The sequence below is a fragment of the Euzebyella marina genome (assembly GCF_014855515.1).
Lineage (GTDB): Bacteria > Bacteroidota > Bacteroidia > Flavobacteriales > Flavobacteriaceae > Euzebyella > Euzebyella marina.
In genome coordinates this window covers 1,988,212-2,003,353 of the sequence record NZ_JACYFK010000001.1, presented here as the reverse complement: position 1 = coordinate 2,003,353, position 15,142 = coordinate 1,988,212, and the positions used below count along the sequence as shown (strand labels likewise).

10 protein-coding genes are annotated in these 15,142 nt (G+C 39.9%); 5 read left to right on the top strand and 5 right to left on the bottom strand.

Annotated features, from left to right (window positions below):
- Position 1 precedes the first annotated feature (1 nt).
- Together IL356_RS08245 and IL356_RS08240 are read left to right on the top strand one after the other, a co-directional pair.
- Positions 2–2,620, top strand: coding sequence for an ATP-binding protein (locus IL356_RS08245; RefSeq protein ID WP_121849927.1), 2,619 nt, complete (start codon positions 2–4; stop codon positions 2,618–2,620).
- A 367-nt stretch (positions 2,621–2,987) separates the two neighbouring features.
- Entirely contained in the window at positions 2,988–4,019 is a 1,032-nt protein-coding gene (locus IL356_RS08240) for a helix-turn-helix domain-containing protein (RefSeq protein ID WP_121849928.1), read from the top strand.
- 66 nt (positions 4,020–4,085) lie between these two features.
- Here IL356_RS08240 and IL356_RS08235 read toward each other — a convergent pair whose 3' ends face one another.
- Positions 4,086–5,654, bottom strand: a complete 1,569-nt coding sequence (locus IL356_RS08235) for an AsmA family protein (protein ID WP_121849929.1) — start codon at positions 5,652–5,654, stop codon at positions 4,086–4,088.
- Between the two features lie 208 nt (positions 5,655–5,862).
- Here IL356_RS08235 and IL356_RS08230 point away from each other — a divergent pair, with 208 nt between their 5' ends.
- Both IL356_RS08230 and IL356_RS08225 read left to right on the top strand, forming a co-directional pair.
- Positions 5,863–6,444 carry a M48 family metalloprotease gene (locus tag IL356_RS08230; RefSeq protein ID WP_121849930.1) on the top strand — a complete coding sequence of 194 codons (582 nt, stop codon included), beginning with the start codon at positions 5,863–5,865 and terminating at the stop codon, positions 6,442–6,444.
- A 261-nt stretch (positions 6,445–6,705) separates the two neighbouring features.
- On the top strand, positions 6,706–6,987 hold the full coding sequence (locus tag IL356_RS08225) for a hypothetical protein (RefSeq protein WP_121849931.1): 282 nt from the start codon (positions 6,706–6,708) through the stop codon (positions 6,985–6,987).
- 9 nt (positions 6,988–6,996) lie between these two features.
- Here the strand turns inward: IL356_RS08225 and IL356_RS08220 are convergent, their stop codons facing one another.
- The 3 genes from IL356_RS08220 to IL356_RS08210 all read right to left on the bottom strand — a co-directional run bounded on the left by IL356_RS08220 (position 6,997) and on the right by IL356_RS08210 (position 11,753).
- Complete coding sequence (locus tag IL356_RS08220) at positions 6,997–8,523, bottom strand: GH3 family domain-containing protein (RefSeq protein ID WP_121849932.1); 1,527 nt, start codon at positions 8,521–8,523, stop codon at positions 6,997–6,999.
- Positions 8,524–8,606: 83 nt separating this feature from the next.
- Positions 8,607–10,157, bottom strand: a complete 1,551-nt coding sequence (locus IL356_RS08215; protein ID WP_121849933.1) for a sulfatase — start codon at positions 10,155–10,157, stop codon at positions 8,607–8,609.
- Positions 10,158–10,163: 6 nt separating this feature from the next.
- On the bottom strand, positions 10,164–11,753 hold the full coding sequence (locus IL356_RS08210) for a sulfatase family protein (RefSeq protein WP_121849934.1): 1,590 nt from the start codon (positions 11,751–11,753) through the stop codon (positions 10,164–10,166).
- A gap of 124 nt (positions 11,754–11,877) precedes the next feature.
- On the opposite strand from IL356_RS08210, the gene IL356_RS08205 reads away from it, so the two are divergent.
- Complete coding sequence (locus IL356_RS08205) at positions 11,878–13,275, top strand: exonuclease domain-containing protein (RefSeq protein WP_121849935.1); 1,398 nt, start codon at positions 11,878–11,880, stop codon at positions 13,273–13,275.
- A 455-nt stretch (positions 13,276–13,730) separates the two neighbouring features.
- Here IL356_RS08205 and IL356_RS08200 read toward each other — a convergent pair whose 3' ends face one another.
- Entirely contained in the window at positions 13,731–15,140 is a 1,410-nt protein-coding gene (locus IL356_RS08200) for an MBL fold metallo-hydrolase (protein WP_121849936.1), read from the bottom strand.
- Positions 15,141–15,142 lie beyond the last annotated feature (2 nt).

Below are 15,142 nucleotides of genomic sequence, written 5' to 3'. Positions count from 1 at the left end.
AATGGCAGACTTAGGCAACGTTGGTAAAACCAAAACGGGCATTTTGCCCTATCTTTTGCTTTTACTACTTGCCGTAATTGTACTTTTTTACATTTCGTACACCTCATTTCAACAAAATACGGCGCTACGAAAGTCTACCGAACTCGTATCACGTACCCAAAATACAATCAATGAGATCAACATGCTGTTTGCGAACTACTCCAGTTCGCAAGCAGATGGAGTGCAGTTTCTGATAACGAACGACAGCACTCTTCTACCTCCTATTAAAGAGTATAGAACCTTAAGTTCGCAAAGTCTTAATAAGCTAAGGCTCTTGATGAGCGATAACCAAGACCAATTGAATCGCTTAAAACAAGTGCCCAAATTTAGCGAAGAGCTTTTTACAGAGCTAGGCACTTTGAATACCGAATCGGCAAGACTCATTCTTCAGTCAAGAGCCCTTCGTAACAAAGTCTATCGCATCGAAAGCCAATTAGATAGCCTCATCGGTATTCAAGAGGCGATGATCGATGCCGAGCGTACGTTATTGCGAGAACGCAGGCAAGAATATGAGTCGAACGTAACCCTTACCCCAACACATATTCTTTATTCAGCGCTTTTTGCTTTGGGTATTCTAATGTTCGCTTTCACCAAAATAAATATGGATCGAAAGCAAATGGACACGACCGGTGCTTTTCTTAGAAATATACTTGACAATACCGATAACATTGTCAATTTCTATGAACCGATCAAAAACAGTTCAAATAAAATAACCGATTTCATTATAGGCTACACCAATGCCCAAGGCCGTAAAGATATCAATGTAGTACCCGATGAAGCCATTGGTAAAAGGCTATCCGAGGTTTTTCCGTTTTTGACCCAAAAAGAACATGTCGCCTTCTTGGCCGAAGCCATAGAAGAAGACCGTACCGTTGTCAAAGAAATGGAATATACCATCGACGGCAAGAGCGTTTGGTTTCATACAACTGCTTCACCATTGGAAAATGGTGTAAGCACCACTGTTCGAAACACCACTCTTGAAAAAGAAGCCGAACAGATATTGATGGCTCTAAACGAAAAGTTAGAACAGCAAAATAGAGAGCTGGCACAGACGTCAGGTTTCCTTCAGAATCTGGTATCTTCTTTCCAATATATCATTAGCTACTTTAAGGCTATAAGAGATGAAAATAATGAGATTGTAGATTTCAGGGTCTTATATACCAATGAAAAAATCGTGGATCTTATGGGCCGTACTTCTGATCAAATCGAGGGAGGGCTCATATCGGAAGAGTATCCTTTTGTATTCGAGAATGGAGATTTTGAGGTTTACAAAAAAGTGATTGCCACAGGAGAGCCTGAAGAAGTTGAACGTAAATATGTTTTGCCCAAAGGGGAATTTATCTTTTGTAATGAAATCTCACAATTAGATGATGGGGTTACCATTCTATCACAAGACATCACCTTTAGAAAAAAAGCCGAAGAAGAACTGAAGCAATCAAAAGACACGCTTGAGGTTCAAAATACCATTTTGAACGATGCCGAACGTATAGCGGGCATTGGCAGTTATAATCTCGACCTTGATAATGGCACAATGAAGTATTCCGATAATGCCTACCGCCTATTCGGATATAAGCCAGGTGATTTTGAGCCTTCTTTTGAGCGGTTTTTATCGTTTTTGAATCCCTCTGATGCCAAGCGGCTACGAAATAAAAATGTAAAGGCCATCAAAGAGAAAAAGCGAACAAAAAGTAAGTATAAAGTCAAAACCCGTGACGGTAAGACGAAGTACATGTCATCAATGGCGCATTTTCTAGAAAAAGACGGGCATTCTTATATGGTGGGTGTTATTAGGGATATTACGGCCAAAACTCTCAACGAACAAAACCTAAAACTTAAGAACCGGGCCCTGAAACGAACCAATGCCGAACTGGAATCATTCAACAGGGTAGCAAGTCACGATTTACAAGAGCCGTTGCGTAAAATTCAGATGTTTATCAGCAGGCTTTCTGATTTTGATCGTGATAACCTTTCTGATAGAGGACGGCGTTATTTGGATAAAATCGAGGATTCGGCCAATAGAATGCAACTTCTAATACGCAATCTTCTTTCATACTCAAGAATTACCGACGAGGTAATCAATGAGCCGATTCGAGTGAACTTAAACGGGGTCTTTGAAAAGGTTCTTGAAGACTTCTCGGAAAGAATTAACGAAACTGAAGCGGTCATTACCGTACCCGATTTACCTTCTATACACGGCACTGGCTTTCAACTTGAACAGTTGTTCAGCAACCTGGTTTCAAATTCGCTGAAATACAAGAAACATGATCAAGTACCTATAATAAATGTGGCTTACGAGATTGTAGACGCCAAAAAACTAGACCCAGAGTTGAACATGCCCAAGGGCAAATACTTATTAATTTCCTTGAGTGATAATGGTATTGGTTTTGAGCAAGAACAGAGTCTTAAGATTTTTGAGCTTTTCGAAAGGCTTCACGAAAAACATGCCTATACTGGCACAGGACTCGGTCTGGCCATCTGTAAAAAAATTGTCGAGAACCATCGTGGTCATATTCAGGCCAATAGTGTACCTGGTGAGGGTACAACCTTTGAAATTTACCTTCCCTATACAGAAACTCAATAATTTTGAGTTCACTTCGATCAGTAACTTTAGATTACTACTTCCCTATTCTATTTTGTAAGTTAATCCATACAAAATAGCATTTCATCACTCTTTTTACATAATTATATAATGATATCTAATAATTCTATAAGATATCGGAGCCCTTCTACCCTCATATTTGTATCAAACAATTAGGGGCATGTTTTTACAGAAATTACTTGGCTTAGATTTAAAGTCAAAATCCGAAGAATCAGACACATCAAGCGACAACGTTATAGAAAATTTCATTTTTGGGTCAACTACCCATAAGCCTATTGAAGAAGGTTCGAAATTTTAATATAACGCAAAGCTTCTACATATTTTATTTAACAACTATAACAACACAGCCATGAGAACACTATCATTACAATCATTATCACTTGAAAAAAGTTTAAACGCTACCAATCTAATTTTGGGTGGCTCGGTTACAGACTCAGGAAATGAAAGAATTCTAGAATTTGACAATGAGTACGGTACCGGAACTATCAAAGGTATCACTCTTGAGGGAGGCCTTTCATATTTGCAATACGATGTTTGCTTTCGTGACGACTTCAAAATTTCTACAGACCCAACCCCTGCCAAGCCATTATATTTCATGTACTGCTTGAAAGGTCATTTGTACCAGTGCTTTCAGAATTATAAGGATAGACTTCTTCTTGATGAATTTCAAACGGCCATTATGGGCGGTACCAGTCACGTCAATGAAATCGTTTTCCCGAGCAATCAAAGGGTAAAACTGTGTATCATTAGAGCTGTTGACCGTACAACTGGTGAAGATAGTAACCTACCGTCTAGTTTGAAGGAAACGATGGTACAACTGTTCAGCCATGGTAAAGAGCAAGATAAGCCAATAAGATATTTTGGTACTTATAACCTAAGAATTGGCGAGCAATTGGCGCAACTAGAGAAAATTAAGCAAGTAGGTCTAGTGAAAAAATTACTGATTGAGGGTATTCTGAACTTGACTTTGGCCATGGAAATAGAACATCTAAGGTCAGATTTAGAGAACGAACAAAACCCCACTGGTTCATTGACCCAATACGAATTGAAATGCATCAAAGAGGTTTCTAGAAAAATTGAAGAGCATCCAGAAATACAATATTCCATAAAATCTCTGTGTCTTGATTGTGGCCTTTCCGCCAGTAAACTTCAAGAAGGGTTTAAACTTCTTCACGGTAAGACCGTTTCAGATTTTATTCGCAATGAGCGGTTGAACACTGCCGAAAGATTGATATCGACTACCGATATGAATATATCTGAGATTGTATATACCGTAGGGCTTTCAAGTAGAAGTTATTTCTCGAAAATATTTAAGAGAAGATACAATTGCAGCCCAAAAATGTATCAAGACAATAAAAAATCGTTGGCCGCAACGGCTTAAACGTATAGTGCTATGAAAAGGAAGAAAGCCCCGTTTTACGGGGCTTTTTCTTTTACTCTAAATTTCTCAATCCTCCTTTTTACCTTTTCCCACCATGGTGTTGACCATACCGTCTTTCACATTCAACCATAAGTAATTAAAAAAAGATTTGGTCGGATCCCGCTCCACCTCAATATCACCATATCGAAAACCGTCTTTATCAGATTTCGAACCATCATTAATAAACAGGTTACCTAAAAAAGTCAGCAGCTTATTCACCCCGAGGCGATTTTTCTTGAGAACGGAGAATTCAAAATCTTCATAACTCATTTTTATATCTCCAGAAGAATTAAACGAATTGCCGCCAATTGTGAAATAAAGCCGATTGATGGTGCCCTTGGCCTTTGCTCTTAAGCTTGATTCTAAAAAGCTGTTGAGCGTATTCGATTTAAAATTCTTGATTTCTCCTGAAGCAATAAAATTATCCGACGGCGTATTTACCTGAAATGACCAATCGAGATGAATAGGTGCATGATCCATTAAGAGGGCATCTGCTGAGATTTTAGTATCGGCCTTATTCTCGACCCTATTACTGATGTTTGTTATTTGGGCATTCAATTGATTGAAGGAAACAGAGCCTGGCGCCACTCCCTGTTCAATTTTTTCTCCATATTGCAATTGGGCGTTTTCAATCTCAATACTCGGTACGGTGATGTAGATAGGTAGGTTTCGAAGCATTCCGCTATACATCTTTTTAGAACGGGTGTCATCTGTCACCAATTTGTCTCTATAAATCTCCGCAACAGGCTTTATAATTTTACCATTTCCGGTAGTAATGTTCAAGGTGTCTTTGACAAAACTGACTTCAATAGACTCCAGGGTTATTTCAGGCACCTTTAAATCAACATAATCTCGCTCTACCTTCAAATGTTTTGAAAGCTCTGATTTACCATATTTGGTTTGAAGACTAGAACCTAGCACCTTGACCGTTCCATCATGAAACTGCAACTCATCGACATTTAATTTTTCATAAGAGCCCAAATCCACAAATACATCGGCCACCAATAAATCGTACTTACCATAAGTTACAGGTATCTTTTTTCTAATTTGCTTTGGTCCTGTTTTAATTTCAAAAACTTCAAAATCGATTGTTTTTGAGTGAAAAGCGAGACTATCCTTATCATTAAGAGTTAGCTCTCCTCCTTCTACTTTAAGTCTTTCAACCTCGATTTCCTTTAATAAGGTAACTACCCCCCTACGTTCTTTGCCAACTCTTTTATGCACCTTATACAAATCATGAACTACCTGTGGGCGGTCGATTTTCAAGTCAGAGACTACAATACGGTCCTTCATGAAGAACTGAGAATATTCTAACCCATTCAAAGCGATCGATTTCATTTGAGCCTCAGTATGTGTGGCGACCGAATCTCTGTTGGATAGTTTTAGAAATACCCCGTTCAGGGCAATGCTACCCGTAAAAATGTTAGTTTCCATTGAATCATATTTCAATTCAACATGCGGCGGAAGCTTTCTATCAAGAAATTGCTTGACCCAAGTATTGGCCATAACCTGTGCCGTAATAGCACCCAAAACAAGAATGGTGACCACTATAATCGATATAGTGAAAATTTTTCTACGGAATTTGCTAGCGGGCATGGTCTTTGGGTTGTTAGTATGTAATATACAATTACCATCATTACCACCAGCAATCGGAACGTTTTCCGATTTATGTTTAACCTTAACAAGTTGAATAGTTTTAAAAGAAGTTTATTTTTTTATATTACCCGTAAGCCCAAGTATTATCTTAAAAAATCACCTTACATACTGGTCGATCCCGAAGCGCTACCTAAGCTTTATTTTCATTATGACTTTAATTTCCCTGAACGCACAGCATCAAGCCCCAAAGTCAATAAAGGCTGAGGCCGAAAAGGCACTTTCGTATTACCCAGAGCTCAACCAAACATCGGTAAATTTTAAGTTCAAACCGAACATACCAAAATCTACCATGAGAGCCCAACCTACCTTTTGGTCGCTATTCAGGTCTCGAAAAAAAAGAAAATATGTAGTTCTGATTAGTAAGCGTGTCAAAATTTCAGATAGAATATTCTTGACCGAAGATATACCTGAAGAAATAATGGTCGGGTGGTTGGGCCACGAACTTGGGCATATCATGGATTACAAAAACAGAAGTAGTTGGAACCTGATTTGGTTCGGTATTAAATACAGCTTCTCCGGAGCTTATATTAGAGAAGCCGAACGTGCTGCCGATACTTATGCCGTTAGCCACGGCATGGCCGATTATATTTTAAAGACGAAAAGTTTTATCTTGGATAATGCCGAGATTGAAGAAAGCTACAAAGAACGCATTCGCAAGTATTACCTATCCCCCAAGGAAATTCTAAAACTAGTAAACGAAAAAGAGGAGGCAGAAAGAAAAGAGGAATAAAACATAAAATTCCTACAACACCCCTAATAACTCAACCATCACTTTCTCTATCACCCTTTAAGGCCTACTTCCCATAAATAATAGGAACAGGCACGCTTTGTAATTGATATACATGGGCATTTTCCTATCAATTAAAGTTTTTTAAACTTCTTTAAAATATTTAGGAATATTCCTACGTTATTTAAAGAAAATAAATATATTTATCCCCCGATTTAGTAGATTAGACAGACAGCCTAACCCCAAAAACGATGTCTTAATATTATGAGTTTAATTGAGCAAATCTTAGCAAAACTTAAGGAATGCCAAAAAGACTACTATAGTCGGCAGAATGCAGTAGAAGCATATCAGACATTGAGCAATAATATGCCCGATATAAAATTTAATTCGGAAAAATCATTTATTGTATTTGAAGAAAATCTGGCCAAACTGAAGCAGTCGATGTCAATAGCAGATCAAGATTTGTTCGCCCAAAACTTCGCTAGTGCTTGTCTCAACCTTACATTGGCACTTCGTATTGCCCACAGTACCAGTCAAACTTATTAGTAAAATCAGTTAATAGCCGTTTTCTTTAACGAAGGTCTGCCATTGAGCGAATTTTTCTTCGTTCATGACCTTTTCCATTTTTACTTGGCCACCCTTTTTCTTGTTTTCACCATTCCATTCATGAAAAGCATCAGGCTTCACAACAGTTACCTTGACCCCTTTTAAGGCTTTTGATCGTGCTACCTTATAATTTTTATTGGCTTGTTTTAAATGTTCATCCAAAGCATCGGCCAATGTTGACCCATCTTTCGCATCTTCTGAACCCAAGTACCAGCAGTGATAGAATTCTTCATCAATTCTATTAGCACAAAGGGTATATTCAGGAATTTTCATTGAAAACTTTTCTTCCAAGTGCTGAACCGCATCATCTAACTTATTAACCGACAGCTGAGAACCTACCGTATTTAAAAAGAACTTGGTTCGACCCGTAATCTTAATTTCAGCTCGTTCAACATCGGTGAACTCGATAGTATCACCTATAATATAACGCCATGCACCTGATACCGTAGAAATAATCAAGACATAGTCTTGACCTTTTTGAACCTCGCCCAAGGTTATTGAAGGAGCGTCATCGACCAATGAACCATCTTGATTAATGTATTCGGGTTTAAAGGGAACAAACTCAAAATAAATTCCGCCATCGGTGACCAATTGCATTGCGTCGGTTTCAGGCCGGGCCTGAAAGGCAACAAAACCTTCAGAAGCCAAATAGGTGTCAATTATGGTAATCGGGTGACCCAGCAATGCATTAAAGCTCTTTTCATATGGACCGAAAGCTACCCCACCTGAGGTATAAACCTGAAGATTAGGCCATAGTTCATGAATATTCTTTAGGTTGTGATGCTCAATGACCTTTTCAAGCATAAGCTCAATCCAAGAAGGTATTCCACTAAGTGCACCCACGTCCCAAGTTTCCGCTTTTTCAGCTATTTTGGCTACACGCTCGTCCCAGTCGTCAATCTCTGCGATATCTTCACCCGGCTTATAATAACCCCTGAACCAATTGGGAATATTACTGGCACTTATTCCACTAATTTCTCCTTCTTCATGATCATCTACCTTTTCTAAATCGGTAGAACTGCCGAGCATTAATATGTCTTTTTCAAAAAAATCTGCCGGCAGGTCAAAATTGCTTAGTGCATAAACTTGTTGTATCCCGGCGTTTCTGATAGCAGAAACCATTTCATCAGTGACCGGAATTCGTTTACTCGTATTGCCGGTGGTACCCGAACTAAGAGCGAAATAATGAGGTTTACCCGGCCAAGTCACATCGGTTTTTCCCTCGTGCAATTGATGCCACCATTCATCATTGATCTTATTATAGTCATGAAATGGTATCTTTTTAGAATAAGCCTTTGCTATATCTTCAGATTCTAAAATATCATCAAAATCGTAATGCTCACCGAAAGCGGTCTCGTTAGCTTCGGTCAAAAGTTTTTTCAGCACTTGTTTTTGCTCGTCTATCGGGTTTCTTTCTCCGGAAAGTTTATCTCTAACTTCTATGAACCCTTTTATGATGTTTCCTATGATAGGCATGGTTGTTTTTCTACAAAAATAAACCTAGGGGGCAACTGCTGAGTGCTACATAAAGCGGGAGTTTAACTCATTAATAGTAAAGTTCATTCAATTTGAACTGTATCAAGAACTTCTTCGGGATAAGGCACTATGGTACCATTATCTTTATAAAAAGGCATTTGGGCATCAACATCTTTCAGGTAGGTAGACAAATCGACTGCCAACTCTTTCGTCTTCTCTCTGTTGTCCGCAACTAAATTATTAGTCTCCCCGATATCCTCCTTTAAGTTAAAAAGCTCCATTTGTTGATTGGCATGGTAGTAAATCAACTTAAAGTCTCCTTTTCTTATAGCACTGGCCGCTCCAATTCCAGGCCCGCTTGGCCCCCACTCATTGGGGTAATGCCATACCATTTTGCGCACTCCGTCATACTCCTTTTCACCTACCAATACAGGCAAAAAGCTTTGCCCATCAATTTTTTGTACGGTATTTAAGCTATCAATACCAGCAATTTCTAATATCGTCGGATAGAAATCTTCGATTATCACTTGGTATTGCGATACCGATGCGGGAGCTATCTTATCAGGCCATTTGGCCAACATGGGTTCTCTAATACCGCCTTCACGCATTGAGCCTTTACCGCTAGATAACGGTAAATTATGGGTGTGGGGTTCACCCCCTCTGGCGTGGGCACTCAGCCCGCCATTGTCTGACATGAAGAGAACAACGGTATTATCGGCCAGATTTTTTTCATCAAGATATTTCATGATATCACCTAAGCTCTTATCCATACCCTCGATCATGGAGGCGTATCTTGCTTCTATCGAGTCGAGGCCTTTTTCCAAATATTTCCTTACAAATCGCTTATCGCCCATGATGGGGGTGTGAACCGCATAATGTGACATATACAGGAAAAATGGCTGTTCTGTTGAGACCACCGAATCCAATGAGTGCAGTGCTTCTCTGGTGATAGCTTCAGTCAAAAAAATATCCTCTCCGTGATATTTCTCTAGGCCTGGCACGGCCCACACTTCTTTTCCTTCCTTTCCATTGCCAAAATTTTCAAGCCCCAAGTAACTTTCTGGTGCACCGGCAGCGTGGCCCGCAATGTTCACATGAAAACCTAAGTTTAATGGGCTTTCACCCGGAGTACCCATTGCCCCCAAGTGGGCTTTGCCCGCATGTACCGTATAATAACCAATATCGTTCAAGGCTTGGGCCAAAGGCATAGCATGTACACTTCTAGGATCGCCATCAACGGGACTCATACCGTTCACATTCCATTTTGGGAATACTAACGAATCATGGTTTTTCTCCATCGGCTGTAGTGAATCTCGATGAAGTGTCCAATTAGTAACTCTATGGCGGGCAGCGTTCATACCCGTCATAAGGCTGACTCTGGTAGGCGAGCAGACCGGGGTGGCGTATGCCTGAACGAATTTCATTCCCTCAGCCGCCAAACGCTCCATATTAGGGGTGTGATATCTTTCATTGAATGCCGTTTTTTCGGTATGAAAGGGTACCGAGGTGTCTTGCCAGCCCATATCGTCAACTAAAAAAAGTACAATATTAGGCCGTCTTTCATCTACCTCATCGGATTCGCACGAACAGAGCCCGACCGTCATCAAAATAACCAAAACAAATAGCCTATTCATTATTCTTTAATTGGGGATTATTGTTTTCAACTGCTGCCATTCTTCACCCTTTAAATTGACCATACTATTTTCTTGATCTGTCCCTGGGGTACTTCTACCCTTCTTTATGTATGATACCATTAAATCGGTCAATTCTTTTACTTTTTCCGGTTTTTCACCATACAGATTTTGCTGTTCGGAAGGGTCTTTTACCAAATCAAACAATTGCATCGGTGGCAAACTATCAATATTAGAAGAATTCGGCTTGGGGTCGCTCCATCCTCCTGAACCAGGGCAAAAAACCAATTTATAGTCGCCTTTTCTAATGGCGAAACTACCATTTATCGAGTGGTGAACGATAGCTTCACGACCATACCCATCAACACTCCTAAATAAAGGGAGCATCGAAAAGCTGTCTTCAGCCTCGTCTTCACTGAGATTTTTATTGGCAATTTCGGCACAAGTGGCCATTAAATCGGTAGTACAAATGGTTTGGTTCTGCACGCTTCCCAATTTTATGACCGCAGGCCAAGAGGCTATAAAAGGTACGCGATGCCCTCCTTCGTAAATATCGGCTTTATGGCCACGATACGCACCACTGGGTTGATGGCCCTTGCTCGCTAACAATTTAAAATCGGCCTGCGGCGAGCAACCGTTATCACTCGTAAAAATGACAAGTGTGTTTTCGGTAATACCAGCCTCATCTATTACCTTCATCAGCTGACCCATGTAGTCATCAATTTGCATTACAAAATCGGCGTATGGGTTCAAGCCACTCTTGTCGAGCCACTCATCGGTAGGCAGAATAGGAGTATGCGGCGATGGTAGAGCCAAGTATAAAAAGAACGGATTCGATTTGTTCGACCGATCTTTGACAAAATCCATCGACTTTCTAAAAAAATTAGGAGTTACATCATCATGGTCAAAATCACTGGCCGTAGGGCCTTCACGCCACCACGTATATTTTCCTTTATCAACGGTAACAGTGTCAACTTCAGCAGTAACTATTCCGTTTTCTACATATACGTACGGTGCCATATCCAAAGAACCGGAATGACCGTAAGAATAGTCAAATCCTAAATCTTGTGGTCCGTTCTTAATTGGCTTTTTAAAATCGATGTTTTCAAAATCTTCAGGATTCCACCCTTCTCCGGATATCTTTAGTGAGTCTTTTTGTGCCCAATCCCAACCCAAATGCCATTTTCCTATAAATGCCGTGTGGTAACCCGACTTTTTTAAAATTGAAGCCACCGTACTTCTTTCAGTGGGAATCAACGCCTTTGACCTTCCTGTTAATACCCCACTTTTTAGCGGACTTCGCCAGTTATATCGACCCGTTAGAATACCATATCTGGTAGGTGTGCAAACAGCCGAGGAAGTATGTGCATCGGTAAATTTCATTCCGTTTGATGCCAGACGGTCAATATTAGGTGTCTTAATCTTGCCTTTCGTATTGAACGAATGAATGTCACCGTAGCCCAGATCATCGGCCAGCACATAAATTATGTTGGGCAACTTAGTTGCCTCTTTTGTAGACTTGTTTTCTTTTTTATCGGAACAGGATAGAACCAAAAAATGGAAAACTGATAGTATTAAGTAAAAGGCCGGTTTTTTCATCGATCAGAGGTTGGTGTTTAAAAATACGCAAACCTTGGGTTACCAAAACTCTTTGACGCCGACTATTTTTGAAAAGGCAAAAGTTTAGGCTACCTTTAATTGTTCTTCAAAAGCCATCACCAGTTTGTATTGTATAGTTGATATAGAAACTACCGGAAACAGTATCAAGGGAAACAAGATAACCGAGATATCGATATTTAAATTCGATGGTCATGAGGTAGTCGATGAGTTTACTACTTTGGTCAATCCGCAAGCTGAAATTCCCTACTTCATTACACGACTGACGGGTATCGATAATGATATGGTACGCAATGCCCCTACCATGAAAGAAATTGCCGATAGGGTGATTGAAATTACTTCTGATTGCATATTTGTGGCACACAGTGTCAATTTTGATTACAACATTATCAAAAACGAGCTGAAGCTATTGGGGCGTGAATTTGCTCGAAAAAAACTTTGTACCGTTAGACTTTCGCGAAAATTGATTCCCGGATATCATTCTTATAGCCTTGGAAAACTGTGTAGTGCCCTGAGCATTCCGCTGACCGACAGACATCGGGCCAGAGGTGATGCTCATGCTACGGTACTGTTATTTCATCAACTGTTAAGGGCAGAAGGTGCTTCGGAAGTTTTCAAGTCATTTTTGAACGCCCGTTCTCAAGAAGCGACCCTACCCTCTTCATTGCCACGTGAAGTTTTTGATTCTTTGCCGAACCAACCCGGAGTCTATTATTTTAAGGACCAGAAAGGGAAAATAATATATGTGGGTAAAGCCATCAATATCAAGAAAAGAGTCTTAGGCCATTTCTACGATAAGTCTGCACGCGAGGTTCAACTCTGCAAAGAAACGTTTCACATCGATTTTGAACTATCAGGTAGTGAACTTTTGGCACTTTTAATGGAGTCTTCAGCTATAAAACACCATTACCCCATTCACAATAGAGCCCAGAAAAGAAAGATACAGCCTTATGGTATTTTTAGTTATGAGGACAGAAATGGGGTCAAACACCTTGCTTTCAACAAGCTAAAGATGGCACCTAATGCCTTTCATATACTTTACAGCCCGACCGCCTGCCGGCTTTATCTTGAAGAAGTCTGTAAAGCGTACAGTCTATGCCCCAAATATTGCCACTTACAGGAAAATGTAGAAACCTGCTCACATTATAGATTGAACGAATGCGAGGGTATTTGCAGAGGTACCGAAGATATCTCAAATTATAATTCAAAGGTGATGGCCGCCATGAATGAACTAGGTTCGCAGCGTGCGAGTTTTGTCATCAAAGAAAAAGGCCGCCATTCAAAAGAAGAAAGTTTTGTAATAGTCAAGAACAACAGTTATGTTGGCTACGGCTTTTTTGACAAAGAGGCAATCATCAACACCAATGAAGACTTAGAAGCTTACCTCATATCGCAGCAAAGTACATTGGAAACTGAAAGCATTATTAAATCTTATATAGGTAAGCACCAGAACAAGGTTATTCCTTTTGAGGATGAAATGATCGAGTTGTTAAAAATAGGATAGCTCAGCCCTTATTTTTCATCTTTCTGTACATCCGAATGACCAGCATCGTCCAGACCATCACGATGAGGACAACAAATATCGAATATAGCAGGATGAAATCCATCTCTTTTCAATGTTAAGACCGTTAGAAGATTAATTGAATCTAATGATGGAAAGTGAGTTTTTGAACTACCTTACCACCAACATCCGTATTAATTTTCTTACTTAAGTTAGGTAAAATTATTTAGAAAACTTAACTTTTGCTTTAGTTTTCTTTAACAATTTCGAAATTCCTAAAAAACACTTCCTTTCGATGATTCAAATGCAAAAAAAAGTAGCTTATAAGCTACTTTTTAGTTATTCAAACTACTTAAGAATCAAATACTTAAAATCATCTTTATAAATAAGATGGGAAACTAAGGATGAAACGTCCTAGACTGACCGCTTTATTAAGCAAATTTCACTGGCTAAAATCGTTATAGTGTGCTCGGGCAAACATATTCAGAAACCTTAACACCCGAATTTTTAAGTGCCCCAAAACCACTGTCAATATCTATCAAGTTATGTATTCCCCTACTTTTAAGAATAGAAGAGGCAATGACCGAACGGTAGCCACCAGCGCAGTGCACAAAAAATTGTTTGTCCTCTGGAAAATCGCCCATATAGTCGTTGATAAAGTCTAAAGGCGTGTTCGTAGCGTCTACCACATGTTCCGATTGATATTCACCGGGCTTTCGAACATCGTATACAGGAGTACCTTCTGAGTTTATTTGTTTCTTGGCTTCCTCAGCAGAAACAGATTGAATGGTATCAACATCCTTTCCCGATTGTTTCCAAGCATCAAAACCTCCTTTTAAATATCCGATCGTGCCATCAAATCCGACCCTAGAAAGTCGCGTGACCGCTTCCTCCTCCTTACCAACTGGGCAGACAAGTAAAAGAGGTTGTTTCGTATCTGCAATCAAGGCACCCACCCAAGGGGCAAAATCACCGTTCAATCCAATAAAAATTGAACGAGGTATATGTCCTTCAACAAACTCGTTTTGATGGCGAACATCTAAAACTATAGCTCCTGTATCGTTAGCCGCCTTTTCAAAATCGTCAGGGTTCAAAGCAGTGGTACCACGATCCAAGACTTCTGAAATATCTTCATACCCTTCTTTGTTCATCTTCACATTAAGAGGAAAGTATTTGGGCGGTGGCAGCAAACCATCAGTTACTTCTGCAATAAACTCCTCTTTTGACATATCCGCTCTTAAAGCGTAGTTCATTTTTTTCTGGTTGCCCAAGGTGTCGACCGTCTCTTTCATCATATTCTTACCACATGCCGAACCTGCCCCGTGCGCAGGATAAATAATAACCTCATCAGCTAAGGGCATTATCTTTTTCCTTAAGCTTTCGAATAACATACCTGCTAATTCTTCTTGCGTCATATGTGCGGCCTTTTGTGCCAAATCAGGTCTACCTACATCACCCAAAAACAAGGTATCACCAGAAAATATGGCATGGTCTTTACCGCTGGCGTCACGTAACAAATAAGTTGTACTTTCCATGGTATGACCTGGGGTATGCAATACATGGATCGTTACATCACCTAACTTGAAAACCTGACCGTCTTCAGCGATGATAGCATCAAAAGAAGGGTTCGCATTCGGCCCATAAACGATAGGGGCTCCGGTTTCTTTAGAAAGCGTCACGTGACCACTCACAAAATCAGCGTGAAAATGGGTCTCAAAAATATATTTGATATGAGCATTGTCGGCCTTGGCCCTTTTTATATATGGCTCTACTTCCCTAAGAGGGTCGATAATTGCAACTTCACCCTTACTTTCAACATAGTAGGCCCCTTGTGCTAGACATCCGGTATATATTTGTTCGATTTTCATGA